Origin of the sequence: Streptomyces sp. MAR4 CNX-425, assembly GCF_048656465.1 — a bacterium.
In the GTDB taxonomy this organism is placed as follows: Bacteria; Actinomycetota; Actinomycetes; order Streptomycetales; family Streptomycetaceae; genus Streptomyces.
This window is the reverse complement of record NZ_JBMDLF010000004.1, coordinates 200,551-226,631: the sequence shown is the minus strand read 5'-3', so window position 1 is coordinate 226,631 and position 26,081 is coordinate 200,551. Positions and strand designations below refer to the sequence as shown.

Annotated in this window: 25 protein-coding genes; 9 read left to right on the top strand and 16 right to left on the bottom strand. The window is 76.4% G+C overall.

The features are described 5' to 3' along the window. Positions 1-173: 173 nt before the first annotated feature. From ACHZ99_RS14030 to ACHZ99_RS14015, 4 genes are all read right to left on the bottom strand, one after another. Positions 174-962 carry an ABC transporter ATP-binding protein gene (locus ACHZ99_RS14030; RefSeq protein WP_420304866.1) on the bottom strand — a complete coding sequence of 263 codons (789 nt, stop codon included), beginning with the start codon at positions 960-962 and terminating at the stop codon, positions 174-176. Beyond that, the gene (locus tag ACHZ99_RS14025) at positions 959-1,936 is read right to left on the bottom strand and encodes an ABC transporter ATP-binding protein (protein WP_420304865.1); all 978 of its coding nucleotides are present in this window, start codon (positions 1,934-1,936) and stop codon (positions 959-961) included. Before ACHZ99_RS14025 ends, ACHZ99_RS14030 begins: the two co-directional genes overlap by 4 nt. A 338-nt stretch (positions 1,937-2,274) precedes the next feature. After that, positions 2,275-5,253, bottom strand: a complete 2,979-nt coding sequence (locus ACHZ99_RS14020; protein WP_420304864.1) for a hypothetical protein — start codon at positions 5,251-5,253, stop codon at positions 2,275-2,277. A 185-nt stretch (positions 5,254-5,438) separates the two neighbouring features. Further along, entirely contained in the window at positions 5,439-8,906 is a 3,468-nt protein-coding gene (locus ACHZ99_RS14015; protein ID WP_420304863.1) for an FtsX-like permease family protein, read from the bottom strand. 268 nt (positions 8,907-9,174) lie between these two features. Here ACHZ99_RS14015 and ACHZ99_RS14010 point away from each other — a divergent pair, with 268 nt between their 5' ends. Beyond that, positions 9,175-10,026 (top strand): alpha/beta fold hydrolase, encoded by an 852-nt coding sequence (locus tag ACHZ99_RS14010; protein ID WP_420304862.1) that lies wholly within the window; start codon positions 9,175-9,177, stop codon positions 10,024-10,026. A 148-nt stretch (positions 10,027-10,174) separates the two neighbouring features. Next, the gene (locus ACHZ99_RS14005; protein WP_420304861.1) at positions 10,175-10,852 is read left to right on the top strand and encodes a hypothetical protein; all 678 of its coding nucleotides are present in this window, start codon (positions 10,175-10,177) and stop codon (positions 10,850-10,852) included. On the opposite strand, the gene ACHZ99_RS14000 is transcribed toward ACHZ99_RS14005, so the two are convergent. Beyond that, positions 10,809-11,078 (bottom strand): hypothetical protein, encoded by a 270-nt coding sequence (locus ACHZ99_RS14000; RefSeq protein ID WP_420304860.1) that lies wholly within the window; start codon positions 11,076-11,078, stop codon positions 10,809-10,811. The genes ACHZ99_RS14005 and ACHZ99_RS14000 overlap by 44 nt on opposite strands. Before the next feature lie 145 nt (positions 11,079-11,223). On the opposite strand from ACHZ99_RS14000, the gene ACHZ99_RS13995 reads away from it, so the two are divergent. Both ACHZ99_RS13995 and ACHZ99_RS13990 read left to right on the top strand, forming a co-directional pair. After that, the gene (locus ACHZ99_RS13995) at positions 11,224-12,054 is read left to right on the top strand and encodes a helix-turn-helix domain-containing protein (protein WP_420304859.1); all 831 of its coding nucleotides are present in this window, start codon (positions 11,224-11,226) and stop codon (positions 12,052-12,054) included. After that, positions 12,051-12,266 (top strand): DUF397 domain-containing protein, encoded by a 216-nt coding sequence (locus ACHZ99_RS13990; RefSeq protein WP_420304858.1) that lies wholly within the window; start codon positions 12,051-12,053, stop codon positions 12,264-12,266. Before ACHZ99_RS13995 ends, ACHZ99_RS13990 begins: the two co-directional genes overlap by 4 nt. Before the next feature lie 332 nt (positions 12,267-12,598). On the opposite strand, the gene ACHZ99_RS13985 is transcribed toward ACHZ99_RS13990, so the two are convergent. After that, entirely contained in the window at positions 12,599-13,348 is a 750-nt protein-coding gene (locus tag ACHZ99_RS13985; RefSeq protein ID WP_420304857.1) for an SDR family NAD(P)-dependent oxidoreductase, read from the bottom strand. A gap of 128 nt (positions 13,349-13,476) precedes the next feature. Between ACHZ99_RS13985 and ACHZ99_RS13980 the strand changes: the two genes are divergently transcribed. Together ACHZ99_RS13980 and ACHZ99_RS13975 are read left to right on the top strand one after the other, a co-directional pair. Further along, positions 13,477-13,938 (top strand): Rrf2 family transcriptional regulator, encoded by a 462-nt coding sequence (locus tag ACHZ99_RS13980; protein ID WP_420305206.1) that lies wholly within the window; start codon positions 13,477-13,479, stop codon positions 13,936-13,938. A 121-nt stretch (positions 13,939-14,059) separates the two neighbouring features. Beyond that, positions 14,060-14,587, top strand: a complete 528-nt coding sequence (locus ACHZ99_RS13975; protein WP_420304856.1) for a hypothetical protein — start codon at positions 14,060-14,062, stop codon at positions 14,585-14,587. 398 nt (positions 14,588-14,985) lie between these two features. On the opposite strand, the gene ACHZ99_RS13970 is transcribed toward ACHZ99_RS13975, so the two are convergent. From ACHZ99_RS13970 to ACHZ99_RS13960, 3 genes are read right to left on the bottom strand one after another with little or no spacing between them, the layout of a single operon-like run. Continuing rightward, positions 14,986-15,756, bottom strand: a complete 771-nt coding sequence (locus tag ACHZ99_RS13970) for a DUF3710 domain-containing protein (RefSeq protein WP_420304855.1) — start codon at positions 15,754-15,756, stop codon at positions 14,986-14,988. Position 15,757: 1 nt separating this feature from the next. After that, a complete protein-coding gene (gene dut / locus ACHZ99_RS13965; RefSeq protein ID WP_420304854.1) occupies positions 15,758-16,279 on the bottom strand; it encodes a dUTP diphosphatase in 522 nt (173 codons plus the stop codon). Next, the gene (locus ACHZ99_RS13960) at positions 16,276-16,857 is read right to left on the bottom strand and encodes a PaaI family thioesterase (protein WP_420304853.1); all 582 of its coding nucleotides are present in this window, start codon (positions 16,855-16,857) and stop codon (positions 16,276-16,278) included. Before ACHZ99_RS13960 ends, dut begins: the two co-directional genes overlap by 4 nt. Before the next feature lie 87 nt (positions 16,858-16,944). Between ACHZ99_RS13960 and ACHZ99_RS13955 the strand changes: the two genes are divergently transcribed. Further along, on the top strand, positions 16,945-17,397 hold the full coding sequence (locus ACHZ99_RS13955; protein ID WP_420304852.1) for a DUF3093 domain-containing protein: 453 nt from the start codon (positions 16,945-16,947) through the stop codon (positions 17,395-17,397). Positions 17,398-17,432: 35 nt separating this feature from the next. Here the strand turns inward: ACHZ99_RS13955 and ACHZ99_RS13950 are convergent, their stop codons facing one another. The 4 genes from ACHZ99_RS13950 to ACHZ99_RS13935 form a co-directional block, all read right to left on the bottom strand. After that, positions 17,433-18,275: a hypothetical protein gene (locus ACHZ99_RS13950; RefSeq protein WP_420304850.1), complete on the bottom strand. Its 843-nt coding sequence runs from the start codon at positions 18,273-18,275 to the stop codon at positions 17,433-17,435. An 8-nt stretch (positions 18,276-18,283) separates the two neighbouring features. Continuing rightward, positions 18,284-18,583, bottom strand: a complete 300-nt coding sequence (locus ACHZ99_RS13945) for a DUF4193 domain-containing protein (RefSeq protein WP_018838171.1) — start codon at positions 18,581-18,583, stop codon at positions 18,284-18,286. Positions 18,584-18,899: 316 nt separating this feature from the next. Then, positions 18,900-20,168, bottom strand: coding sequence for a sensor histidine kinase (locus ACHZ99_RS13940; RefSeq protein WP_420304849.1), 1,269 nt, complete (start codon positions 20,166-20,168; stop codon positions 18,900-18,902). 39 nt (positions 20,169-20,207) lie between these two features. Next, positions 20,208-20,861: a response regulator transcription factor gene (locus ACHZ99_RS13935; protein ID WP_420304848.1), complete on the bottom strand. Its 654-nt coding sequence runs from the start codon at positions 20,859-20,861 to the stop codon at positions 20,208-20,210. Positions 20,862-21,152: 291 nt separating this feature from the next. On the opposite strand from ACHZ99_RS13935, the gene ACHZ99_RS13930 reads away from it, so the two are divergent. Continuing rightward, positions 21,153-21,329, top strand: a complete 177-nt coding sequence (locus ACHZ99_RS13930) for a hypothetical protein (RefSeq protein WP_420304847.1) — start codon at positions 21,153-21,155, stop codon at positions 21,327-21,329. 93 nt (positions 21,330-21,422) lie between these two features. Here ACHZ99_RS13930 and ACHZ99_RS13925 read toward each other — a convergent pair whose 3' ends face one another. Next, positions 21,423-22,256 carry an inositol monophosphatase family protein gene (locus ACHZ99_RS13925; RefSeq protein ID WP_420304846.1) on the bottom strand — a complete coding sequence of 278 codons (834 nt, stop codon included), beginning with the start codon at positions 22,254-22,256 and terminating at the stop codon, positions 21,423-21,425. 124 nt (positions 22,257-22,380) lie between these two features. Next, positions 22,381-23,496, bottom strand: a complete 1,116-nt coding sequence (locus ACHZ99_RS13920; protein WP_420304845.1) for a ferrochelatase — start codon at positions 23,494-23,496, stop codon at positions 22,381-22,383. A gap of 163 nt (positions 23,497-23,659) precedes the next feature. Between ACHZ99_RS13920 and ACHZ99_RS13915 the strand changes: the two genes are divergently transcribed. Further along, positions 23,660-24,991: a D-arabinono-1,4-lactone oxidase gene (locus ACHZ99_RS13915; protein ID WP_420304844.1), complete on the top strand. Its 1,332-nt coding sequence runs from the start codon at positions 23,660-23,662 to the stop codon at positions 24,989-24,991. A 17-nt stretch (positions 24,992-25,008) separates the two neighbouring features. Here the strand turns inward: ACHZ99_RS13915 and ACHZ99_RS13910 are convergent, their stop codons facing one another. Next, positions 25,009-25,974 (bottom strand): hypothetical protein, encoded by a 966-nt coding sequence (locus ACHZ99_RS13910; protein ID WP_420304843.1) that lies wholly within the window; start codon positions 25,972-25,974, stop codon positions 25,009-25,011. Positions 25,975-26,081: the final 107 nt, after the last annotated feature.

The following is a 26,081-nucleotide window of genomic DNA, read 5'->3' as shown; positions in this document are numbered from 1 at the left end:
GTCCGATCCCGTGCGTGTCGCACCGTCGAGCGTACGGCCGCCGGGACGGCGCGGCGGGGTGGGCGGGGCGTGCGGGGCGGACCTTGACGCGACTCTGACGGGGCCGGTGGGGGCGCGGGCGCGGGACACGGGCGCGGGACGCCGTGCGGGCCCGGCCGGGTGGGGCGTACGGGTCAGGTGGCGGGGGCCTCCGGTCCGGTACGGGCCGCGTCCGCGTGGTCGGTGATCGTGCCGTCCCGCAGCTCCAGCACCCGGTCCGCGACGTCCAGCAGCGCCGCGTCGTGCGTGGCCACCAGCGCGGTGACGCCCTCGCCGCGCACCACCGCGCGCAGCAGCTCCATCACCGCGTGCCCCGTCTCCGCGTCCAGCTGCCCCGTCGGCTCGTCCGCGATGATCAGCGCCGGCCGGTTCGCCAGCGCCCGGGCGATCGCGACGCGCTGCTGCTGCCCGCCGGACAGCTCCCCGGGCCGCTGCGCGGCGTGGTCCGCCAGACCGACCAGCGCGAGCAGCAGCTCCACCCGCTCCTCCCGCTCCCGCGGCGGCACCTTGCGCAGCCGCATCGGCACCCCGACGTTCTCCGCGGCGGTCAGGATCGGGATCAGCCCGAAAGACTGGAAGACCAGCCCGATCCGGTCCCGCCGCAGTTCGAGCAGCTCCGCCTCGCCGAGCCCGGACAGCGCCACGCCGTCCAGCTCGATGCGCCCGGAGTCGGCGACGTCGAGCCCGGCGACGAGGTTGAGCAGGGTCGTCTTGCCGGAGCCCGAGCGGCCCTTCAGCGCGACCAGCTCGCCGCGCGGCACCCGCAGCGACACGCCGCGCAGGGCGTGGACGGCGGTGGCGCCGCCGCCGTACGTGCGGTGCAGGTCCTCGACGACGACCATGGGGCGGCCGTCGCCGGCGGTCCGCTCCCGCAGCGCGGCGGCGGTCTCTCCGCCGGTGTCTCCGCCGGTGTCCTCGCTCATGCGTCCTCCCCCTCGTCGTGCTGTCCGCCGTGCGGTGGCCCGCCGGGCTGCGGCCGTTCGGCGGCGCGCCACACGCCGACGTGGTCCCGCTCCGCGGTCAGCCGCACCCGCCGCCGCAGACCGTACCTCTCCACGTACTCCCGCGGCAGTTGCAGCCTGCCGACGCGGTCGAGCACCGCGTACTCGGCGGGGGCCAGCTCCTCGTCCCGCAGCGTCTCGGCGGCGGTGCGGCCGTCGCGGATCTGCACCGTGCGGCGGACCTGGCGGGAGACGAGCGGGTCGTGGGTGACGACGAGGACGGTGGCGGCCAGCTCCTCGTTGGCCCGGCGCAGCGCCGCGAAGACCTGCTCGCCGCCCGCGGTGTCCAGCTCCCCGGTCGGCTCGTCGGCGAGCAGCACCCGCGGCCGGTTGGCGGCGGCGACCGCGACGGCGACGCGCTGCTGCTCGCCGCCGGACAGCTCCGCGGGGCGGCGGTGCGCGCAGTCGCCGACGCCAAGGGCGTCGAGGAGGCCGGCGGCGCGGGCGGCGCGCTCGCGGCGGGGGGTCCGGGCGTACGCCATGGGCAGGGCGACGTTCTCCAGGGCGGTCAGATAGGGCAGGAGGTTGCGGGCGGTCTGCTGCCAGACGAAGCCGACGGTACGGCGCCGGTACGCGAGCCGCTCGCGGCGGCCCATGGCGAGCAGGTCGTGCCCGGCGACGCGGGCGCGGCCGGCGGTGGGCAGGTCGAGGCCGGAGAGGATGCCGAGGAGGGTGGACTTGCCGGAGCCGGAGGCGCCGACGAGGGCGGTCATCTCGCCCTCGGCGACGGTGAGGTCGAGGCCCTGGAGGGCCTGCACCTCGACGCCTTCGGCGTGGAAGATGCGGACGAGGTTGTCGCAGTCGACGACGGGCTCGCGGCGCGGCGCGGCGGGGGCGGCGCGGGCGGCGCGCTCCAGTTCGGCGAGGCCGGGGGGCGGGGTGCGGGGTTCGGTCACGCGGGCCTCCGGGGGCGGGCAGGGGTGCGGGGGTGCGGCGGCCGGGCGGGGACGTCGAGGCGTACGGCGGTACGGGGCCCGGTGGGGCAGCGGCGGTACGGCCCGGCCGCGAGCGGGGACCGCCGCTGCGCGTGCGGCCGTGTGCCCGGTCCCGGACCGCGGGAGCGGCCTGTGGACGCGCCCGGCGGAGCCGCGGCGGAACGTGCGGGCGTGCGCGGGCCCGGCGGCCGTCTCTCTCCCTGCCCCGGCCCTCTCCGGGCAGGACCGGGCGCCGGGGCCGCCCACCGCCGCGGGCCCGGGGTGCTCGTACGGGCGCGGGCCCGCCCGGCGGGGCCGCGTCACCGGTCCTCCCCCACGCGCAGGGCCGCAAGGCGGCGGCTGCGGCGCGACGCCGCCGCGTCGGCCGCCACGGCCGCCGCCACCAGCGCGAGCACGCCCGCGGTCAGCGCCGCGGTCAGGAGGAGGCCGGGGCGGTGGGGCGGGGGTGCCGGGCCGCCGGTGAGGGCCCGGAGGTCCAGGGCCGGGCCGAGGGCCGCGGGCAGCGCCAGGCCCAGGGCGAGGCCGCCGGCCGCGGCGGCGAGCGCGAGCGGGGCCAGTTGCAGCGCGCCGAGGGCGGTGGCGCCGCGGCGGCCGAGGCCGATCAGCCGCAGGTACGCGGTGGTGCGGGCGCGTTCCGGCGCCGAGCGCAGCAGCTCCGCGAGGAGCGTCAGCAGCGCCAGCGCCGCCGCCGGCGCCGCGCACGCGGCGTGCGCGCCCCGGATCGTGCCGAGCACGCCGTCGTCGCGGTCCGCGGCCCGCTCCTCGGCGGCGATCAGCAGCTCCCCGTACGGGCTGCCGGGCCCCGTGCCGGGCGCCGCGGCGCGCAGCGCGGCGGGGGTGGCCGGGCCGCCGTCGCCGCCGTAGTACAGGACGGCCGTGTGGCCCTCCGGCGCGTCCGCGCCGCGCTCCCGGGCCGCTGCGGCCAGCGCGGCGGTGTCGGCCAGCAGCACCGGCCGGTCCGCCCCCGGCGCCGCGGGCCGCCGCCGCTCCCCCGGCGCCGCGTCGCGCCCGGCGTACAGCGGGCCGAACGCCGGGTCGGCCGCCGCGTCGCCGGCCAGCCGCCCGGCGACGCGCAGCCGCACGCCGGGCCACCCCGTCTCGTACGTCTCGCCGGTACGGGCCGCCCGCTCCCCGCCGGCGAGCACCGGCAGCACCAGCCGCCCCGCGCCGTCCCGCCGCAGCGCCGCCAGCCCCGCGGCCGCCGCCGCGGCGGCGGAGCCGGGGTCGGCCCGCCGCAGGGCGGCGGCGTCGACGGCGAGCAGGTCGGCGCCGGGGCGGCCGAGGCCGGTGGCGGCGCTGGTCAGGTCGGTACGGACAAGCCGGACCGGCACGGCGTGCGCCACGCCGGGGACCCGGCGCAGCGCCTTGTCGCCGGCCGGGTTGGCAGCGTCGCTCAGCACCGCGTCGGCGCCGCCGGTGCGCCAGGCCAGCGCGGCGCGGCGGCCCTCCTCGACGGTGCCGGTGACGAGGCCGCCGAAGACCGCGGCACCCAGGGTGGTGACGAGCACCAGCAGCGCGAGCACGGCCGCGGGCGCGTCGCGGGCGGCGCGGGAGAGCGCCAGCAGCCCCAGCGGGCCGCGGCGGCGGGCCGCGAGCCGGGCCAGCAGGCGCAGCGGGGGCGGGTAGATCCGTATCAGCAGCACCACGACCGCCAGCCCGCACAGCACCGGCACCGCCGCGACCAGCGGGTCCGACGCGCTGCCGCCGGACGTGCCGCGTACCCGCAGCGCCACCGCGCCCGCCACGGCGAGCAGCACCACCGCGGCCTCCGCGGACAGCCGCCGGCCCGCGCCTCCGGACCGGCGGCCGGCCCGGTCCGGCCGGCGGTCGCGCACCGCCGCCCAGGTCAGCACCGGCGGCATCAGCCACGCCGCGGCCGCCACCGCGGCCGCCGCCGCCCACCCCGGCGGCGCCGCGCCGGCGGGCAGCACAGCCCGCGCCCCGGCGTGTCCCGCCACCAGCCCCGCGCCCGCCGCGGGCGCGTACCGCGCGGCGCGGGAGAGCGCGAGCCCGGTGGCGGACGCGCCGCGGGCGCGCTGGAGCCGGTGGTGGCCGAGCCGCCGCCGCACCGCGAGCCGGGCGGTGACGAAGGCGGCGGCCAGGCCGACGCCGACGACGGAGGCGAGCGCGAAGGAGACGACGAGGGCCGCCTGGTCCCACTCGGCGCCGAAGTCGCGGACGATCGGCTGGACCTGGTCGGTGCGGGTCGGGCGCCGGGCAGGGTGGGCGCCGTAGATGCAGCCGTGGCCGGTGCTGGAGCAGAAGTTCTCGGCGGAGGCGGTGTCGTACGCGGCGAGGGCGCGGGTCAGCCTGGCGCGGCCGGCGTCGCCGGTGAAGCGGGCGGCGGCCGTGGCGCGCTCGTCGCGCTCGTCGGCGCCGGCGCCCAGTTGCAGGCGGAGCCGCCACTCGACGGTGATCGACGGCAGCCCGCGGTCCAGGAGCGCGTCGAGCGCGCCGGGGGCGATCAGCGCCCGCGCCTCGGCGGGCCCGCGGCCGGCGGGGAGCGGGGCGGCGAGGAGGGGGTGGTCGCGCCAGAGGCCGCCCCGGGGGCCGGCGGGGCGGGGGCGGAGGAAGCCGGTGACGACGACGGGGGTGTCGAGCTCGGCGTGGTACGGGGACAGCCGCAGCCGGGCGCCGAGCCGCAGCCCCAGCGCGTCGCGGGTGCGGGTGGAGACGGCGATCTCCACGGGGCCGTCCGGGCCGGTGCCGCGGGGCGGGCGGCCGGCGGCGTAGCCGGCGGGGCCGGGGGCCCCGGTGGTGTGGAGCAGGGACAGGGCGGCGTCCCCGCGGGGGGCGTCGAGGGTGGCGGCGGGGACGAGGACCTGGTGCGCGGGCTCGTCGAAGAGGCCGTCGAGGGCGTCGGGCACGCCGCCGGTCACGTCCTGCCCGGCCCACGTCAGGTCCTCGACGACGCTGCTCCCGCCCTCCCCCGGCAGCCCGGTGACCGGCCGGCCGAAGGACACGGTGCGGGTGAGCAGCGGCCGTTCGTCCTGCGCCGCCGCGACGCGGTCCACGAGCGCCCGGCCGGCCGCCCGGTCGAGCAGCGGGGGCGCGGCGGCCGCGACGGCGGCGAGGAGCGCGACGACCGCGCCGAGGCAGACGAAGGCGGGCAGGTCGGCGCGCGCCTCGCGCCAGGCGCGGGCCCCGCGGGGGCGGCGGGGGCCGCCGGCAGCGCGGGACGGCAGGTCCGGGCCGGCGGCGCCGGATGGCGGCCCGGTACGAACCCGGCCGGGCCCCGGCACCGTACGCCCCGGGGGCGGCGCCTTCGCAGGGCCCACGCTCTCCGCGGCCGGCACGGGGCCCGCCCGGCCCGCGCCATCATCCCGGTCCGCCCGGTCCCGGTCCGCCTCCCGCTCGCCGCCGGGCCCGCGCCCTGCGGCGGACGCCCCGTCCGCCGGACCGCCCGGCCGCGCCTCCCCCTCCGCGCGCCCCCGGCGCCACCACGCTCCGCTCCCTCGCCCCCTCACTCGTCCCCCGCCCTCAGCACCCGCGCCAGGTCCGTGCGCGCCAGCGCCCGCGCCGTCGCCGCCACCGCCAGGCAGATCAGCAGGGTCACCACCGCCGCCACCGCCGCCACCCGCGGCCAGGGCACCGCCACCGCCAGCTCCGGGTGCACCGCCGCCCCCGTCTCGGTGACCGTGACCGCCGGCACCACCGCCGCCGCGAGCGCCACCCCCGTCGCCGTGCCCACCGCGGCGGCGAACGCCGCGAGGCACAGCTGCTCCGTCCACAGCAGCGCCGTCAGCTGCCGCGCCCGTACCCCCAGCGCCCGCAGCAGCGCGAACTCCCGGGCCCGGGACCGTACCGCCAGCACGCTGTGCAGCGCGAAGCCGACGACGGCGAACGCCGGCGCCAGCACCAGGCACAGCCGCAGCGCCCCGTCCGTCCCCTCGCGCAGCGGCGACGCCGCCAGCTCCGCCCGCTCCCCCGGCGCGTCGCGCGCCGTGCCCAGCTCCGGGCGGCGCTCGACGGCCGTGCGCGCGGCGGCGGCGTCGCCGTCGCGGGCGGCCAGCCACCAGCGCGTCTCCATCGGCGGGTCGACCCCGGCGCGTACGAGGTACGCGGCCAGCACCCGGGTGTCCGCAAGCAGCCGCCCCCGCCCCGGGTCGGTGCCGGGGACGGCGTCGACGCGGCCGACGACCTGGGCGCGCAGCTCGGTGCGGCCCGGCAGCCGGGCCCGCAGGGGCTCGCCCACCGCCGCCTGGCCGGAGTCGAGCAGCGCGTCGGTGGCGAGCACCGGCACCGGCCGCGGCCTGCCCTGCCCGGCCTGCCCGAGCCGGAGCCGCCAGCTCAGCAGCTCCTCGGACAGCGACGTGTCCGGGCCGCGCAGCACGCCGTCGAAGAGCGCGCCGGGCGTGTCGCGGATCTCGCAGAGGACGAAGCCGGTGGCGATCCGCGGCGGCATGCCCCGCGGCGGCGCCGGCCTGCGGCCCGGGCAGCCGGCGAGGCCGCGGTCGGGCCGCTCGCCGGGGACGAGGTCGCGCCAGCGGACGCCGCGCGGGGCGGCGGCGAAGTCGTCGATCGTCAGCCGGTACGTACGCTGCTCGGTCTCCTCCTCGGTGCGCAGCTGAAGTCCGGTGAGCCGCAGCGGGTGCTGGTACGCGCCGAGCGGAAGCGCCATCCGGTGCGCCCGGCCGTCGGCGGGCGGCAGGGTGCCGGAGACGGTGTGCGCGAGGCCGTCGGCGTCCTCCAGGGTGACGTCGAGCGTGAACGGCTCGGCGGTGCCGGGCCCGTCGGCGTCGAGGCGCACGCGCATGCGCAGGGCGTCGGGGCGGCCGGGCAGCGGCAGCCCGTGGGCCGCCGCCGGGTCGGTGCCGCCGAGCGCGGCGAGGGCGTCGTACGGCAGCCCGGCCCCGTCCCGTACCGCGGGCACCGGGCCGGCGGCGGCGCCCGTACGGAGCGTCGGCAGCACCTCCGCGGAGTCCAGCGCGGTCAGCCCCGCGGACGAGCTGCCGACGGTGACGTCCCAGTCCACCACCGGCGTGACCGCCTCGACGCCGGGCAGCGCGCCGTACCGCGCGTGGCGCTCCGCGCGCGGCACGAAGCCCGCGCCCTCGTGCCCGGCCTCGACGCCGAGGTCGGCGCCGACCGCGAAGGCGGCCTGGTCGCGGTCGCCGCGGTCGAGCACCGCGAGGGCGGTGGCGCCGAGCGCGGCGATGGCCAGCGCGAGGGCGACGAGCAGCGCGGGGCCGGCGTGCCCGGCCGCCCGGCGGCCGAGGTGCCAGCCGCCGAGCGGCACGACCAGGCCGGCGGAGCGGCGCGCGAGCCGGTCGGCGGCGCGGGCGGCGAGCGGCAGCAGCCGCAGCGCCAGGAGCACGGTCGCGGCGGTGAGGGCGACGGGGGCGAGCACGACGACGGGGTCGACGGCGCCGGAGTCGGCGACCGGCGTGCGGTAGGTGACCAACTGCACCCAGCCCACCGCGGCGACCCCGGCCAGCGCCAGGTCCGTACCCGCCCGCTGGTACGCCGCCAGCCGCGGCACCCGCCGCCGCAGCCGGGCCGCCGCGCGCCGGTCGCGGGCGGCGCGGGCGACGGGGGTGAGCGCGGCGGCGGCGTGCACAGCGAGCGCCAGCCCGGCGACCGTCCACCCCGCGCGGGTCGCGGCGCTCGCCGGGGCCGGCCCGTCGAGCAGCCCGGCCGCCGCCAGGCCGCGCAGCAGCGGGCCGGCCAGGTACGGCGCGGCCAGCGCGGCGGGCAGCGCCACCGCCGCCCACTGCGCCGCGGCCCCGCCGACGAGCCGCACGGGCCCGGCGCCGCGGGCGCCGAGCAGCACCTGCTCGGCGGCGCGGTGCCGGGCGAGCTGCCGGGCGGTCAGCACCAGCGCGGCCAGGGCCAGCGAGGCGAGCAGCGCCGCGGGCAGGTACGTGGCGGCGCGGGCGACGGCGACGGGCGCGTCCAGCTGCCGCAGCGCGTACGGCAGGCCCGCGTCGGCCTCCACGTCGGCGAGCGCGGCGGCGCCGTCGGCACCGCCGGGGCCGCCGGGGCCGCCGGGGCCGCCGGGGCCGAAGACGACGCGCTCCGCGTCGCCGGCGGCGAGCGCGGCGGCGCGGTCGCGCAGCGGGCCGACCTGGCCGAGCCGGAGCCGGCGGGCGTCGGGGACGGCGAGCCAGGTGGCGGTGGCGTCGTGGCGGAGTGCGGGCCGGGCGGCGAAGGCGCGGCGGGCGACGAGGCCGACGCTGTCGGGGGTGCCGAAGGTGCCGGTGAGGTCCTGCCAGAGGGGGGCGTCGGGGTCGCGGGGGGCGTAGAGCCCGCTGACGCGCATGCCGAGCGGCCCCGCGGAATCGGCGCCGGTTTCCGACCCGACGTCCCCGCCGCCCGGTCCGCGCCCGTTCTCCGCCGCCCCCGCCCCGGCCGCGCTCCCGCCGCCCGAGCCGTAGCCGCCGTCCGGGCCGCCGCTCCCCTCCCCCGCGCCCTCGTCGCCGCCCAGCGCGAAGGTGTCGCCCGTCGCCAGCCCCAGCCGTGCCGCGTACCGCTCGTCGAGCGCGACCTCCACCCGCCCACCGGCCCCGGATCCGCCCCCGGCGCCCGGCCACGCGCCCTCGGTCAGCCGCGCCTGGCGACCGGCGTCCTCGGCCCACAGCAGCGACAGCCCCACCGCGCCGCGCCCGCCGACGCCGCTCCCGGCCACCGGCAGCTGCAACTCCCGCGCCGCCGGCGCCCGCACCAGCCGCGTCGTACGGTGCGGCACCTCGCCGTACGTACGCGCCAGCGCCCCCCGCACCGGCCCGTCCGCGCGCGCCACGCCCTCCGGGTCGTACGCCCCGCTGATCCGCACCGCCGCGTCCGGATCCGCGGCGAGCCGCTCCCGCGCCCCGGCCTCCGCGGCCTGCTCGGCGACCGCGACAAGCGCGGCGAGGACGGTGACGGCGAGCAGGAGGCCGAGCGCGGCGGCGGCCAGCACGAGGCCGTGGTGTGCGCTCTGCCGCAGCACGGCCGGAAGCCGGCGCCCCGGCCGCCTCACGGTCGCGGTCAACGGTCCCCCCTGTCCCGGATGCCGGGAGAATAAGCGAGCCCCGACAGGCCGGGCAGGCCGAGAACGCGCCTTCACCGCTTCGTTACGCGCCGCTCCCGGTGAGAAACCGCTGAGCAGGCAGACGGCTGGTGCTGTGACCGCGACGGCGTCCAAGGTGGCGGGCTCGCGACATCAGTCGGCGGATTTTGCGTTCCGGACGCCGTTGGACCCGCTCTAGGTTCGGCTCATGACAGAGATCAGCTACCGGGCGGCCGACGACTGCGCCCTGCACGCCACCGTCGTCGGAGAAGGCCGGGCCCTCGTCCTCATGCATGCCGGCGGCCCCGACCACAGGAGCATGCTTCCCCTGGCCGAACGGCTCGCAGACCGCTGCACGGTCATCCTGCCCGACCTGCGAGGCTACGGCCGTTCGGTCTGCAGGGACCCGGCCCGCCACACCTGGGCCCGGTACACCGGGGATGTGATCCGGCTCCTGGACCACCTCGGCCTCCCCGACGCCGTACTCGCCGGAGCGGGCCTGGGCTCCACGATCACGCTCAGGACCGCGGCCGCGTACCCGGGCCGGGTGGGAGCCGCCGTGCTGATCGGGGTCGAGGACATCGAGGACGACGAGGCGAAGGACGCCGAGATCCGCTTCCTCGACGCGTTCGCCGCCCGTGTCGCGACCGAGGGCATCGAGGCCGGCTGGGAACCCATCCTCGCCGATTTCCCGCCCGTCGTCGGGGCCATGGTGCGCGACGCCATCCCCCGGTCGGATCCCGCCAGCATCGTGGCCGCAGCCGCCATCGGCCACGACCGCTCGTTCCGCAGCGTCGGCGAACTCACCGGGATCACCGCGCCGGCCCTCGTCTTCCCCGGCACCGACGCACGGCACCCCACCGCTCTGGCCGAAGAGGTGGCCGGCACCCTCCCCAACGGACAGCTGGCCATGGTCCCGATCGGCAACGACCTTCGGACGGCCGAGGACCTCGCCCGCGCCGTCGCTCCCGCCATTCGTGAGTTCCTCCGGTCAGCTGACCGGGCAGGCAGTCGCTCCTCCGACCGGTCGGGCCCGGAATCGACACGAGGTGACCGTTGACGAGCGTGAACCCGGCCGGTCACGGTGGCGGGCATCGGCGTTGCGCCGGTGCGGGTAGGTGTGAAGGGTCTTGGTCTGCCGGGAAACGCCCAGGAGACGTAGGCGGAGTGAAGCACGCTCGCCTTCCTCCCGCGGAACGTGGCACCCGGTGCGGGCGACCCGCGCGGCCCCGCCCGGGACGACGCGCTCGCCGCCTTCGACGCGGCGGCCGGACGTCACCCGCAGGCCATGGCCGACCCCGGCCCGGTGGGGGCTCGCCAAGTTCTGGGCGAGGACCGCCGCGCGGCACGGTGTGGACGTCGAGGACGGCGCCGGGATGCAGCGGTTCGTCGAGCGGGTCACCAGCGGCGAGGTGCCGTACGACCGCGACGCCCTCGACACCGTCATGGAGCGGCGGGCGAGCGGCGCGGCCCTGTCCCCGGCAACGCGCGCCGAGCCGCAGCTGCCCGTCGTACTGCGCCGGAGGCCGACCTGCGGGCGCGGGCCGCCGACTCCGTACTCCTCCCCCAGCTGCGCGGTCCCGCCGGGCACCGGGGACAGCGTCCGGGGCCTGCGCTCCTCGGCGGACCCCGAGCCGGCCGGCGGCCCGGACGGGACGGAGGCCGACCTGCGGGCTCAGGGCGACGAGGCGCGGGAGGCGGTCGCCGTCGCCCTGGAGTCGGCCACCCCGACCGTGCGGGCCTGGAGGAGCTACGGCAGGTGGCTGCCCGCGCCCTGCGCGCCCCCGCCGCGTACCTCGGCCGCGCGGGGCGGCCGGGCAAGGGAGGGGGCGGTCGTCACCGTCACTGATCGGCGGCGCCCGGGGCCCGGCTCGGCTGCGGAGTAAGCCCTTCCGCAGCCCCCACCGACCGGTGCAGCCCGTCCGCGATGCGGTAGGCCGTGTCGATGGTGCACCGGCCCAGGTCGATGAGCGGCGGGGCGAACGACCAGTAGGTGCTGGGCAGGTCGACCTTCAGCGACGGCAGGGTGACGTCCACGGCGGCGAGCGCCTTCTTGAGGAAGCGGACGGCCTCGTCGGGGTCGGCGAACTCGGGGTCACGGCGAACGGCCATGTGCGGGGCCTTTCTTGAGTCGAGGGCTTTCACCAATCGTGCACACATCGTCACGCTCCGCCGCTACGGTGTGCAGGGGGATCACCCCAGCAAGCGCCACTGCGGCAGCGGCACCGAAGCCACACAGCACCAAGGGGGCCAGGACGTGACCCAGCCCAAGCACCTCGACCCGTACACCTCACCCAGGTCGTTCTACGGGGCGGAACTGCGCCGCCTGCGGGAGGCCGCGGGGATGTCCCAGGAGAGGCTGGGCGAACTGGCCTTCTGCTCGGGGACGTACGTGGGGCAGTTCGAGGCCGCGACGCGGCGGCCGCAGGAGGACCTGTCGAGGCAGTTCGACGAGATCTTCGGCACGGGTGAGCACCTACGGCGGCTGGCGCGGCTGGCCCGGAAGTCGAAGCACGCGGACTACTTCGCGGATGCGGCGGAGCTGGAGACGCTGGCGACGACGATCTGCGAGTACTCGCCGATGCTGGTACCGGGGTTCCTCCAGACGGAGGGGTACGCACGGGCCCTGGTGCGGGCAACCCACCCTCACGTCAATGACGAGTTCATCGAGGGGAAGGTCGAAGCCCGCCTGGAAAGAGCGCGGTTGCTGAGTTCCCCAACAGGCCCGGTGTTGTGGCAGATCCTCCACGAGGCTGCTCTGGACATCACGGTCGGCGGCCCGGAGGACATGCGCGAGCAGCTGGATCACATCGCTGCGGCGGCGCGGACCCGGCGAACCGTAGTGCAGATCATGCCGTCGTCAGCGGGACTCCACCCCTTCATGATGGGCGTGGTGTCCTTGATGTCCTTTGCGGACGCTCCGCCGGTCGTCTATACGGAGAGTGCACACAGCGGGCAACTTGTCGAAGACCCGGGACTGTTGGTGCGGTACCAGCAAGCCTACGATTTCGCCAGGGCTGCCGCTTTGTCGCCGGCGGAGAGCCTCAGACGGATCGAATCGGCGGCCAAGGACTCTGGACACCGATGACCACTCCGTACGATCTCACCACCGCCGCGTGGCGCAAGTCGTCCTACACCAACGGTGACGGCGGCAACTGCGTCGAGGTCGCTGACGGCTTCCCCGGCGTGATGCCGGTCCGCGACAGCAAGAACCCGGACGGCCCGGCCCTCCTCTTCCCGATCGAGAGCTGGGCGTCCTTCGTCGCCGCCGTCAAGGACGGCGAGTTCCCCATCCTCTGATCGCCCACGGCCAGCCCACGCCTCGCCTCCACCTGGAAGGCGAGGCGTTGCCGCATCCGTGATGGAGCGGCCACGCGCCACGAAGCACCGCTTTGGACCCAACAAGCCCGGTGCGGCGGGCTGATTGATCGCACCCCGCGCACCCAACGCAGGGGGCGCTGCGGTGGGGTGGTGCCTGCGGCCGCAGGGACGGAGCAGGCGGCGCCAGGGGTGCACGTCGACCGCTCCGTCCCCATCGCCGGCCAAGCCCGCAGCTTCACGCACGTGCCCGTCGTCGGGGCCGCGTGCCCCGAGGTCGGGTTCCCTTCGGGGCGCGCTGCGGGGGCTCCGGTTCAGGCGTTGTAGCCGCCGTGGGCGTCCAGCACCGCGCCCGTGACGTACGAAGCGGCGGGGCTCGCCAGAAAGGCGATCGCCGCGGCGATTTCTTCGGGGTAACCCATGCGTTGCAGGGACAGGGAGCTGACCAGGGCCTTGAGGGTCTCGGGGTCCGGCGCTTCCATGCCGCCCACCATCAGTCCGGCTTCCACGACGTTGGCCGTGATGTCCCGGTGTCCGAGGTCCCGTGCGACCCCCATGGTGTACCTCTCGATCCCCGACTTGGTCGCCGAGTAGTCGGCAATTCCCGGGACACCGACGCGGGAGCCCAGTCCGGAACTGACCGTGATGATGCGGCCGGCCGGGCGCAGCACTCCGGAGGCGGCCCGGATGAGGGCGATCACACCGAGGTAGTTGGTGGCGTGCATCCGGTCCAGTGCGGCGGTGTCGGCGTCCGGGTCGTCCACCCTGCCGGCCGCGGAGATCGCCGCGTTGTTGACGAGGATGTCCAGGCCGCCGAAGTGGGCGACGACGTCGTCGATCAGCGCCGGCGCCTGACTCGTGTCCGCCTGGTCGGACCTGAAGGCGATGACCTTCGCTCCCTTGAGGCGCACGTCGTCGACGACGGCCTGCGCCTGCTTCTCGGAGCTGACGTAGGTGAAGGCGACGTCAGCGCCCTGCTCGGCCAGCAGTCGTACGGTCGCGGCTCCCAGTCCGCGCGACCCCCCGGTGACCAGGGCGACCTTGCCCGTGAGTGGCTTGCTCATTCTTCTCACCTCGTTGATTGATCCTTCACGACTGTCGCAACGTTAATTGTTACGACAACCTGTTGCAACCTTTGCTGTTACGACTGAACTGTCGTAACATGAAGCGTTGCGGCCGAGAGGAGGCGTTCATGAGCGCCAACAGCAGGTTGACCATCGCCGCCCACGCGCTGGCCTGGATCGGTCTCTACCAGCGCCAGGGCCATGAGGTCGCGACCTCCGAGCAGATCGCGACCAGCGCGAACACCAACCCCGTGGTGATCAGGCGGGTGCTCGGCGAGCTGCGCAGGGCCGGGCTCGTGGAGTCCCGGCGGGGTGTGGGTGCGGGCTGGTCGCTGGCGCGCGAGCTGAGGTCGATGACCCTGCTCGACGTGTACGAGGCGGTGGAACCCGGCCCGCTGTTCGCGATGCACCGCGCCACCCCGGACCAGGAATGCGTGGTGGGTTACGGCATCCAGCCGGCGATGCGGGGCATCTACGAGGGCATCGAGGAGACCTTGAGACACGAGCTGGCCCGCGTCACGCTCGAGAACGTACTCCGGGACGCACTCGCGGCACCTCGGGTGGGCGTTGCCGAGACGAACTCGCGGTAACCCGCCTGCCAAATCGGCCCAAATCGCCCAGGAAGCCCGGCTTTTGCGCACCGCCGCGCACCCGGTCGGCTCCCACACCCGCCACGGCCCGGCTCCACCGGACAGGCGACAGGAGTTCCGAGTGCTGGTCACCGAAGTGCTGCTCATCGGCGGCCGTTCCGGGGTGGGAAAGTCCTCGGTCGGCTTCGAGGTCTCGGCGCAGTTGCGCGCCGTGGACGTCGGCCACGCCCTGATCGAGGGCGACGTGCTGGACCACGTCCATCCCGCCCCGCCCGGCGACCCGGACCGGTCGCTGCTCACCGAGCGCAACCTCGCCGCGCTGTGGGGCAACTACGCGGCGCTGGGCTGCCGACGGCTGATCTACACCAACACCGCCAGTGTCATGGCCGGCGAGAGCGGCGTCTACGAGCGCGCCCTGGGGAGGGACACCCGCTTCGTACGGGTGCTGCTGACCGCCTCCGACGCCACCGCCCGCGGCCGCCTGGCCGCTCGCGAGCTCGGTTCGGAGCTGGAGCAGCAGGTGCGGCGCAGCGCGTTCATGGCCCGGCACCTGGAGGAGCGGGTGCCGGAGGGGACCGTCCGGGTGGCTACGGACGGGCGGACGGTGGCGGACGTCGCCCGGGACGTGGTGGCCGCTGCCGGCTGGTGACCGTCGGCGGCGGCCGGCTCGCACCTCGTGCACCCGCCTACTCGTGCACCCGCTGAGAAGCGTCGAGGTCGACGAAGACGCGGGCAACGGCTGAGCGGGGCGCCGGGTCCCCGTCCACCGGGCGGCGCGGCCCCTGACGGCTCTCAGGGGCCGCGACCGTACGCGATCGGGGTTGGCGGGGCCGGTCGCGGCCGTTCTCCCGCCACAGCGGCGCTCAGCGGGCTCCGCGCACCCCGGGTGATCTCCGGTCCGCATGGCCGCAACGGCGGACCGCGGCGCGGCGGCACGGATGCCCGGAGACCGCGGGAGGCGGGCACGACCAGCCCGCCCCAGGCAACGGCGGCGGGCCGGGTCACGTGACCCGGCCCGCCGCCGTACCTCGCGCTTCGCGCGGAGCGCTACCGGACCTCGGTGATCTCCGGGCCGCGCGCCAGCGAGTCGATGCCGCCCGCAAAGCGCGAGCCCTCGCTCGCCTCGTCCTGCTGCACCCCGTCCGGCACCATCTGCGCGTCCGTCGGCAGCTGGAGCACGATCGGGTCGCGCGGCGCCATCGGGCCGTCGCCGCGGACGATCACCGTCTCGCGGAAGATCTTCTCCAGCACGCCCGCCGCCTGCGGCTGCACCGCGGCCTGGCCGGAGATCACCCCGCGCAGGAACCACCGCGGCCCGTCGCAGCCGACGAACCGCACCACCTGCACGCCGCTCTTGCCGTCGGGCAGCTTCACCGGCACCTGCGCGCGCAGCTCCCAGCCCAGCGTGCCCTCCTGCTCGTCGATGATGCCGCCCTGCTTGGTGATGCCGGTGGCGATCTCCGCGCGGACCTCGCCCCAGATGCCCTCGTTCTTGGGCGCGGCGAAGCCCTGGAGCTGGATCGCGCTGTCCCGCAGCACCACGGTCGCGGCGACGATCGAGTCGCCCGCCACCTCGACGCGCAGCTCCATGCCCTCGACCCCGGGGACGAGCAGCCCGCCGAGGTCCACCCGGCCGCGGGGGGCGTCCTCGACCTCGCTGATGTCCCACGGCCCGTCGGGCCGGGGTCTGGGCGGCAGCACGGGCCTTTCCCCGTCCTCCGGCTGCTCGTCCGCCGACTCCTCGGCTTCCTCGGCGGTCACGCCGTCGGCGTTCTTGTCGACGGGCTCCTCGTGCCCCTTGCGACGACGTCCGAACACGTCACTGTCCTTCCCGGTCGGCAATGACCGAAGCGTATCCATGAACGGCCTTCCGGTCCCCGAGGGAGGCATGCCCTCCGGTTGACCCGTGCCCGCCCTCGCCCCTGGCGGAGCCGGGGAGTTCGGCCACCTCGTGGAACCGGGCCGTCTCCACTTGCTGGATCACCAGCTGGGCGATCCGGTCGAAACGCTCGAACCGCACCGGGCGGCGCGGGTCGAGGTTGACCACGTTCACCTTGATCTCCCCACGGTACCCGGCATCCACCGTCCCCGGGGCGTTCACGAGCGTCACGCCGCAGCGGGCGGCGAGCCCGGAGCGGGGCTGCACGAAGGCCGCGTAGCCGTCGGGCAGGGCGAGGCTGATGCCCGTGGGCAGGACGACGCGCTCGCCGGGGGGCAGCTCCGCGGGCCGGGTGGTGACGAGGTCGACGCCGGCGTCGCCGGGGTGCGCGTACGACGGGAGCGGCACCTCGGGGTCGACGCGGCGGATCAGCACGTCGACCGGTTCCCGCCGGGCCGTCACGGGTTCACCTCGAAGGCGCGGGCCCGCCGGACCTGGTCGGGGTCGGCCATCGCGGCCCGGATCTCGCGGTCCCGGCCGTTCTTGACGAAGTGTTCCACCTTGACCTCCACGAAGAGGGCGTCGGCCCGGACGGCCACCGGCCCGTCCGGGCCGCCGATGCGGCCGGCGGCGGTGGAGTAGATCTTGCGGCCGGCGACGGCGAGGGCGCGGGCGTCCAGGTGGAGGGTGGTGTCCACCGGGACCGGGCGCAGGAAGTCGGTCTCCAGCCGGCCGGTCACCGTGATGGTGTACAGCAGCCAGCTCAGCGCGCCCAGGGTCTCGTCGAGCGCGGAGGTGAGCACCCCGCCGTGGGCGAGGCCGGGGGCGCCCTGGTGGGCGGCCCTGACCGTGAACTCCGCGGTCACGTTCACGCCCTCGCCCGCCCGCGCGGCCAGGTGCAGGCCGTGCTCCTGGCCGCTGCCGCACCCGAAGCACTGGTCGTAGTGGGAGCCGAGGAGCTGCCCGGGCGCCGGGGCGTCCGGGTGCCGCACGGGTTCCGCGGCACCGGGCGGCGGGGTCAGCTTGTCACTTGCAGTCACGCGGCCAGAGCCTACCTGCGCGCCGGGCCCGGGGCCGAGCCGCGGGGGGAGCGGGCCGCGGGGGGAAGGCGTGGGAAGGTGGGGTGCATGCAGACGACGCAGAGCTACGACGAGCGGCTGAGCGCGCCCCGGTCCTGGTGGGGCCTGGCGGTGGGCACGGGGGTGTGTCTGGCGCTGGTGCTGACGCCGTTCGGGACGCTGCCGCTGCTGGCGGGGCTGGCCGGCGGGACGGCGCTGGCGGCGGTCGCGGTCAGCTCGTACGGCTCGGCGCGGATCCGGGTCATCGCCGGGCAGCTGGTCACCGACGACGCCCGGATCCCGCTCACGGCGCTGGGCGAGGCGCAGGCGCTCGACGCCGGGGAGGCGCAGGCGTGGCGTACGCACCGGGCGGACACGCGCGCGTACATGCTGCTGCGGGGGTACATCCCGACGGCGGTGCGGGTGGAGGTCACGGATCCGGAGGACCCGACGCCGTATCTCTACCTGTCCACGCGGGAGCCGGAGCGGCTGGTGGCGGCGCTGCGGTCGGCCTCGGACTGACGGGCGGCGGCGCGGGTGCGGGTGCGGGAGGGCGCTCAGCGCTCGCCCGGCGGCGGCGCGGCCGGCGGGAGGGCCCGCGGGTCGTCCTTCGGCGGTACGGGCGGTGCGGGCCGTGCAGGCGGTGCGGGCGGTACGGAGTCCGCGGCGCCCCCGGCGCCCGGGAGGCTGAGGCCGCCGGGGTTCCCGGACGGCGCGACCCCGGTGTCCGCCCCGGGCGGTGGGCCGTCCCACGGGACCTGGCGGCCGCGCAGGTCGTCGCGGATCCGGTCGGCGAGTCTGCGGGTGTCCCTGCGGTTCATCAGCGCGCCGGCGGCCGCGCCCATGAGGAACGGGGCGAGGGTCGGCAGGTTCCGCACGGTGCGCTTGAGGACCTGCTGCCGCAGCCGGCGGCGCATCGGGCCGCCGAGGACGACGTCGAAGCTCACCAGCTTGGCGGTGTCGATGCCGCGCTCGTCGGTCCAGGCGCCGAGGTATGCCATGGCACGCTGCGGCGCCGCGCCCGCCGCCCGTACCCCGTACACCTCGTGGAGCTCGGCGATCAGCTTCAGCTCTATCGAGGCCACCCCCACGATCTCGGCGGCGAGCTCGGCGGGCATGGCTGGCGGCGCGGGCATCATCGCCGCCGCTCCGATGCCCGCGCCGACCGTGGCGCTCCCCTTCACGGCTCCGGCGACCAGCCGGTCGGCCATCTCCTCCGGGCCGAGCCCGGGGAACTGCCGGCGCAGCGTGGCCAGGTCGCGGACCGGGACGCGCGGCGCGGTCTGGACGATGGCGTCCGCCACCCGCTCCAGCGCCGCCCGGACGCGCCGGTCGGGGCGCGTCCGCAGGATCATCCCGGTCTTCGGCCCGGCGGGACCGGAGCCGGCCGTGGGGGCCACGGCCGGCCTCAGGCCGCGCAGTCGCGGCAGATCGGCTGGCCGTTCTTCTCGGCGGCCAGCTGGCTGCGGTGGTGCACCAGGAAGCAGCTCATGCAGGTGAACTCGTCCTCCTGGCGGGGCAGGACCCGCACGGACAGCTCCTCGTTGGAGAGGTCCGCACCGGGCAGCTCCAGGCCCTCGTTCTGCTCGAACTCGTCGACGTCGACGGCTGCGGCCGACTTGTCGCTGCGCCGCGCCTTCAGCTCTTCGATGCTGTCTTCGTTGACATCGTCGTCTGTCTTGCGTGGGGTGTCGTAGTCCGTTGCCATTCTCGCTCTCCCCCTCCGGGTGGTCAGTGAGTCTCCAGCGCTCGTAACGCATGAGAGGCCGGTCTTGTGCCCGACCCGAAGCGGAGATTTTGCCTCACATCAAGGTCTGTTACTCGATCGACACCCGGCCGCACCCCGCAGGGGTGATCGCGGCCGGATGGCGAAAGGGACCATACGCGGTCCCGGGCGCTTCTCGTGCACGCCACCCCGTGTACTTCCCGTGACCGCATCCTGCGGAAACGCGGATCTTACGGGCTTTTCCCGGAATGCGGCGATGACACAGCGCACACGGGCGTCATGTACGGAATGTGACGTATCACACAGTCTGCATGGGCAGCGCCACCCGAATCACCAGCCCACCGCCCTCGCGCGGCTGTGCGGTGACCGCTCCGCCGTGCGCACGAATGACGGATCTCACAATGGACAGCCCCAGCCCTACCCCCTTGTCACTGCCCGTACGCTCCGTGCGCAGCCGCCGGAACGGCTCGAAAAGGTTGTCCACCTCGTACGCGGGGACGACCGGCCCGGTGTTGGAGACCGTCAGCACGGCCACGCCGGGCTGCGCCTCCGTCTGCACCTCGACCCAGCCGCCCTCGGCGACGTTGTACCGCACGGCGTTCTGCACCAGGTTCAGCCCCACCCGCTCCAGCAGCACGCCGTTGCCCTGGACGTACGCGGGCTTGCGCACCCCGCGCAGCTCGACGCCCCGGGACTGCGCCTCGCCGCGGGCCTGGTCCATCGCCTGGGAGGCGACCTCGGCGAGGTCGACGGGCTTTCGGTCGACGATCTCGTTCTCGCTGCGGGCGAGCAGCAGCAGGCCCTCCACCAGCAGCTCGCTGCGCTCGTTGGTGGCCAGCAGGGTCTTGCCGAGCTGCTGGAGCTCCGGCGAGGCGTCCGGGTCGGAGAGCTGGACCTCCAGCAGCGTGCGGTTGATCGCCAGCGGGGTGCGCAGCTCGTGCGAGGCGTTGGCGACGAAGCGCTGCTGGGAGTTGAAGGCCCGGTCGAGGCGGTCGAGCATGTCGTCGAAGGTGTCGGCCAGCTCCTTCAGCTCGTCGTCGGGGCCGTCCAGCTCGATGCGCTTGTGCAGGTCGGAGCCGGCGACGCTGCGGGCGGTACGGGTGATGCGGCCCAGCGGCGAGAGCACCCGGCCGGCGACGACGTAGCCGAAGGCGAAGGCGAGGACCGTCATGCCCAGCAGCGCGAGCAGCGACTTGCGCAGCAGGGAGTCGAGGGCGAGCTGGCGCCGCCGCTCGATGCAGGCGTCGAGGATGTCGTTGAACTGGCTGTAGGTCTTCGCGTCCGAGACCTCCGGGCACGGCCCGCTGTCCAGCTGCACCGTGCCGCTGCTCTCCAGCAGCCGGAACGGGGTGGCGAAGCTGTCCAGGGCGGTGGCGGCCAGCAGGTAGATGATGGCCAGCAGCACCATGCCGGCCATCAGGAACATGCCGCCGTAGATCAGCGTGAGGCGTATCCGGATGGTGGGGCGCAGCCAGTACGGCGCGGCCGCCTCCCGGGGGTCCCAGGTGGGCTTGGGCGGGGTGCCGGCGGGCAGCGCGTCCGACGCGGAGCGTCTGTTCTCGTCCATGGGGCCATCCGTCGGGTGCGTGGGGGGACGTGCGGAACGTCAGATGCGGTAGCCGGAGCCGGGGACCGTGATGATCACGGGCGGCTCGCCGAGCTTGCGGCGCAGCGTCATGACGGTGACGCGCACGACGTTGGTGAAGGGGTCGGTGTTCTCGTCCCACGCCTTCTCCAGCAGCTGCTCGGCCGAGACCACCGCACCCTCGGCCCGCATCAGCACCTCCAGCACCGCGAACTCCTTCGGCGCGAGCTGCACCAGCCGGTCGTCCCGGTAGACCTCCCGGCGGCCCGGGTCCAGCTTGATGCCGGAGCGCTCCAGCACCGGGGGCAGGGCCTGGGTGCTGCGCCGGCCGAGGGCGCGCACCCGCGCGGTGAGTTCGCTGAAGGCGAACGGCTTGGGCAGGTAGTCGTCGGCGCCGAGCTCCAGCCCCTCGACGCGGTCCCGGACGTCGCCGGCCGCGGTGAGCATCAGCACCCGGGTGGGCAGGCCCAGCTCGACGACCCGGCTGCACACGTCGTCGCCGTGGACGAGGGGCAGGTCGCGGTCGAGGACCACGACGTCGTAGTCGTTCAGCTCGATGCGGTCGATGGCCGCCGCGCCGTCGTAGACGACGTCCACGGCCATCGCCTCCCGGCGCAGGCCGGTGGCCACCGCGTCGGCGAGCAGTTGCTCGTCCTCGACGACGAGTACGCGCACGGCGGGGTCCCTTCTCGTAGTGCCCGCAGGGGGGATCGGGCCTGGTGAACAGCTCCATCCTGCCTGCAATGGGCGTAAACCGGTGGTAAGCAGCCGGGCACCCAAAGATTCTCCGGATCCGATGTTTCCACCCCCAATGCTGCGGGGAGGACGATTCCACACCCGCCGATCACGTTTCCCAGCCTCCTTTCCCGGCATGGCACACAGGCTGTAGCCGGAGGGACGTTCTCCGTGATCACACCCGTCGGCACATCCCCGGTGCCTCGACCCGACGACGAGGGGGCGTACACCATGGACGCATTCACCGCTGGCATTCTGCAGCGCATCAAGGCGGCCGAGTCCGAGCGGGACCGCGCCCGCGAGGAAGGCGACGAGTTCGGCGTCGAGGTCGAGCAGGAGGAGCTGGACGACCTGCGCCGGCTCGCCGCCGACCACGGCGTCGAGGTCGGCGCCGGCTCCGGCGTCTGACCCGCCCGCGCCCCGAGGACACCCCGCCCCGGCACCGCCACGGTGCCGGGGCTCTGTGCTGTCCGGGCAGGGTCCCGGCGCCGTGCCGGGCGGTCAGTCGTGCCAGGCGCCCAGCTCGTCCAGGAGCCGTTGCAGCGGCACGAAGAGGCCCGGCACCGCGGCGACGGTCAGGTCGCCGTCCGGCGGCAGGCCCGGCCGGGAGCCGGTGAGCGCGCCGGCCTCGCGGGCGATGAGGTCGCCGGCGGCCAGGTCCCACGGGTGCAGGCCGCGCTCGTAGTAGCCGTCGAGGCGGCCGCAGGCCAGGTCGCACAGGTCGATCGCCGCGGAGCCGCCGCGGCGGATGTCGCGCACCCGCGGGATCAGCCGCCGCGCCACCTCGGCCTGGTGGCTGCGCACCGCGTGGACGTAGTTGAAGCCGGTGGAGACCAGCGCCTGGTCCATCGGCGGGGCCGGGCGGCAGTGCGCCGGCTCGCCGTCGACGAAGGCGCCGCCGCCGCGCACGGCGTGGTACGTCTCGCCGCGCATGGGCGCCGCCACGACGCCGGCGACCACCTCGCCCGCGTACTCCGCGGCGATGCTGACCGACCAGTCGGGACGGCCGTAGAGATAGTTCACGGTGCCGTCGACGGGGTCGACGACCCAGCGCACGCCGCTGCTGCCGGGCGTGCTCGCGCCCTCCTCGCCGAGGATCCCGTCGGCGGGGCGGCGCTCGGTGAGGAAGCCGGTGATCAGCTTCTCGGCGGCGAGGTCCATCTCGGTGACGACGTCGATGGCGCTGGACTTCGTCGCGGCCACGCCGAGGTCGGCGGGCCGGTGGTCGCGCAGCAGTTCGCCGGCGCGGCGGGCGGCCTCCAGGGCCAGGTCCAGCAGCTCGTCGTACGGCGGGGCGGGCGGCTCGGCGGACTCGGGGCGGGGGGCGTCGGTCACGGTGCTCCTCGGTGCGCTGCTCGCGGGGCGGAGGCGGGTGCGGGTGCGGACGTACGACGGCGGTGGCGTACGGCGGGTCTGCGGGCGCCGCGGTCCTGCGGGGGCCGCGGGGTACGGCGGCGGCTCAGTCGGCGCCCGCGGCGGCGGGCTTCGGCGTACGGGCCGGGCAGCAGCCCGCCGGGCAGACGTCGTGGCTCGGCCCCAGCGCGCCCAGCGCGCAGCGCTCGGCCGGCTCCCCGCGCTCGGCCGCGGCCCGCTCCAGGACCAGCTCCCGCACCGCCGCGACGAACCGCGGGTCCGACCCGACCGTCGCCGACCGCACCGCGGGCAGGCCCAGCGCGGCGGCCTTCGCCGCCGCCTCGGTGTCGAGGTCGTACAGGACCTCCATGTGGTCCGAGACGAAGCCGATCGGCACCATCACGGCCGCGGGCGCGCCGGCGGCGTGCAGCTCCGCGAGGTGGTCGCAGATGTCCGGCTCCAGCCACGGGATGTGCGGCGCGCCGCTGCGCGACTGGTAGACGAGCCGCCAGGGCCGCTCGACGCCCGTGGCCTCGCGGACCGCGTCCGCGACCGCCCGGGCGGCGTCGAGGTGCTGCGCGACGTAGGCGCCGCCGTCGCCGTGGTCCGCCGGGGGCCCGGAGGTGTCCGCCGCGGCGTCGGGGATGGAGTGGGTGCAGAACGCCAGGTGGGCGCCGTCGCGTACGTCCGCGGGCAGCCGGTCCAGCGCGGCCAGCACCCCGTCGGCGACGGGGCGGAGGAAGCCGGGGTGGTTGAAGTAGTGCCGCAGCTTGTCGACGCGCGGCGGCGTCAGGCCCTCGGCGGCGAGCGCGGCCAGCGACTCGGCGAGGTTCTCGCGGTACTGCCGGCAGCCGGAGTACGAGGCGTACGCGCTGGTGACCAGCGTCAGCACCCGCCGGTGCCCGGCCCGCGCCACCTCCCGCAGGGTGTCGGTGAGGTACGGCGCCCAGTTGCGGTTCCCCCAGTAGACAGGGAGGTCGAGGCCGGCGTCCGCGAAGTCCTTGCGCAGCGCCTCCAGCAGCTCGCGGTTCTGGGCGTTGATGGGGCTCACGCCGCCGAAGAGGAAGTAGTGCTGCCCGACCTCCTCCAGCCGCTCGCGCGGGATGCCGCGGCCCCGGGTGACGTTCTCCAGGAACGGGACGACGTCGTCGGGGCCCTCGGGCCCGCCGAAGGACAGCAGGAGCAGGGCGTCGTACGGCTGGGGGGACTGCGCTTCCGGCATGGCTTCGATCCTGCCATGCGCGGGCCGCGCGGCCGAGTCGGACACCGGCGTCCGGCCGGTCCGTACGCGCGAGTATCATCCCTCTCCAACCGGGGGCGGAGAGCCGGCCGCGCGGGCCGGTACGGGTGCCGTACGACGGCCTGTTCAGCGGATGGGCGGCGGGATGCAGCAGGTGACCAGCAGAAGGGCCGCGGGCGGCTGGCGCAACTGGGCCGGCACCGTCGCCGCGCGCCCCGCGCGCACCGTCAGCCCGGCCACCACCGCCGAGGTCGCCGCCGCCGTGCACGCCGCCGCCGAGAACGGCCTGAAGGTCAAGGCCGTCGGTACGGGCCACTCCTTCACCGCCGCCGCGGCCACCGGCGGGCTCATGATCCGCCCGGAGCGGCTGGTCGGCATCCACGGGATCGACCGCGCGGCCGGCACCGTCACCGTCGCCGCCGGCACCCCGCTGCACCAGCTCAACCGGGCCCTCGCCGCCGCCGGCCTGTCGCTGACCAACATGGGCGACATCATGGCGCAGACCGTCTCCGGCGCCACCGCCACCGGCACCCACGGCACCGGCCGCTCCTCCGCCTCGCTGGCCGCCCAGATCACCGCGCTGGAGCTGGTCACGGCCGACGGCCGGGCGCGTACGTACACGGCGGCGGACACCGGCGCGGACGGGGAGGTCTTCGCCGCGGCCCGGCTGGGCGTCGGCGCGCTGGGCGTCGTCACGACGCTGACGTTCGCGGTGGAGCCGGTCTTCCTGCTCACCGCGCGGGAGGAGCCGATGGCGCTCGCGGACGTCCTCGCGTCCTTCGACGAACTGGCCGAGGGCAACGAGCACTTCGAGTTCTACTGGTTCCCGCACACCGGCCGGTGCAACACCAAGCGCAACAACCGCAGCGCGGGCCCCGCGGCGCCGCTCGGCCGGATCGGCGGCTGGATCGACGACGAGCTGCTGTCCAACGGCGTGTTCGCGGCGGCGTGCGCGGTGGGGCGGGCGGTGCCCGCGGCGATCCCGGGCATCGCGGCGGTCTCCAGCCGGGCGCTGTCGGCGCGTACGTACACGGACATCCCGTACAAGGTCTTCACCAGCCCGCGGCGGGTGCGGTTCGTGGAGATGGAGTACGCGGTGCCGCGGGAGGCGGCGGTCTCCGCGATCCGGGAGCTGACGGCGATGGTCGAGAGGTCGGGGCTGCGGATCAGCTTCCCGGTGGAGGTGCGGGTCGCGCCCGCGGACGACATACCGCTGTCGACGGCTTCGGGGCGGGACACGGCGTACATCGCGGTGCACCTGTACCGGGGGACGCCGCACCGGGAGTACTTCACGGCGGTGGAGCGGATCATGACGGCGCACGGGGGCCGGCCGCACTGGGGGAAGCTGCACGGCCGGGACGCGGAGTACCTGGCGGGCGTGTACCCGCGGTTCGGGGAGTTCACGGCGGTACGGGACCGGCTGGACCCCGGGCGCGTGTTCGGCAACGACTACCTGCGGCGGGTTCTGGGGGACTGACCGGCCCCGGGGGCGGGCTACTCCGCCGCCTCGGGCGCCGCCTCCCCGTCCGGCTCCGGGACCGCCGGGGACTCCCCGGTGCCGGGCGTCTCCTCGCCGCCCTCGCCGGGGTCCGGCCCGGTCGGGGTGGGGGTGGGCGTGGGGGCCGGCGCGGTGCCGCCGTCGCCGGGCTGCGGCGTGGGGGTGCCGGCGGGCTGCCGGTCGGTGCCGGGACCGGTGCGGCGGTCGCCGCCGGTGCCGTCGCCGCTGTCGTCGTCGGTGCCGCCGGTGTCGCCGGTGCCGTCGCTGCCGGGGCTGTTGCCGGGCCCGCCGGTCTCCCCGGCGCCCGGCTCCGGGGTGCCGTCGGTGGTGCGGCCGCCGCCGTCGTCCGCCGGCGGGGAATCCGACTTCTGTTCACCGGGGCTGAAAGATGTGCCCGTGCGGTCGTCGCCCCAGGCGTTGGCGAGCGGTCCGCCGGTCAGCTTCTCGATGCCGAAGACCACGGCCATCACGGCGAGGAACGTCCCGGCGGCGACCAGCGCGAGGCGCCGCAGGCCGCGGGCGCGGGCGGGGGTGCCGTGGGTGCTGACGGGGCCGTACCCGCCGGTGGGAGCGGGTGCGGCCGGCGCCACGGCCCCGAGCAACCGCGTCTCGTCGTCCGCCCGGTCGGGTACGGGCGCGCGCAGCGGCGCCGTCTGTCTGTGCAGCGCCTTCGGCGCCGCCCCGGCCGCGTCCTTCAACTGCTGGCCGGTGCGCCGGAAGACGTGCTGGAAGAACGCGCCGCCCGCGGTGGCGCCCACGCTGACCACGCCGGCGCCGATGATCGTGCCGTACACGCCCATGCTGGACGCGAGGAACGCGGCCACCATCGTGGCCGCCGCACCGCCCGCGACCTGGGCACCGCTCAGCTCGATCCGCCCCTTGCGCGGCTCCGCGCCGTCCTCCGCGCCCGGGTCCGCGCCGCCGTCCGCGGCCGTCCTGTCCCGCGTGCTCCGCATCTCCATCCCAAGATCGCTCCAATGGGCTCCTGCCCACCAGGACGACCCCGCGGACGGACCCGATAGTTCCGATTCCGGGGATTCTGTGAGGCATCGCACCTCTTGATCGAACC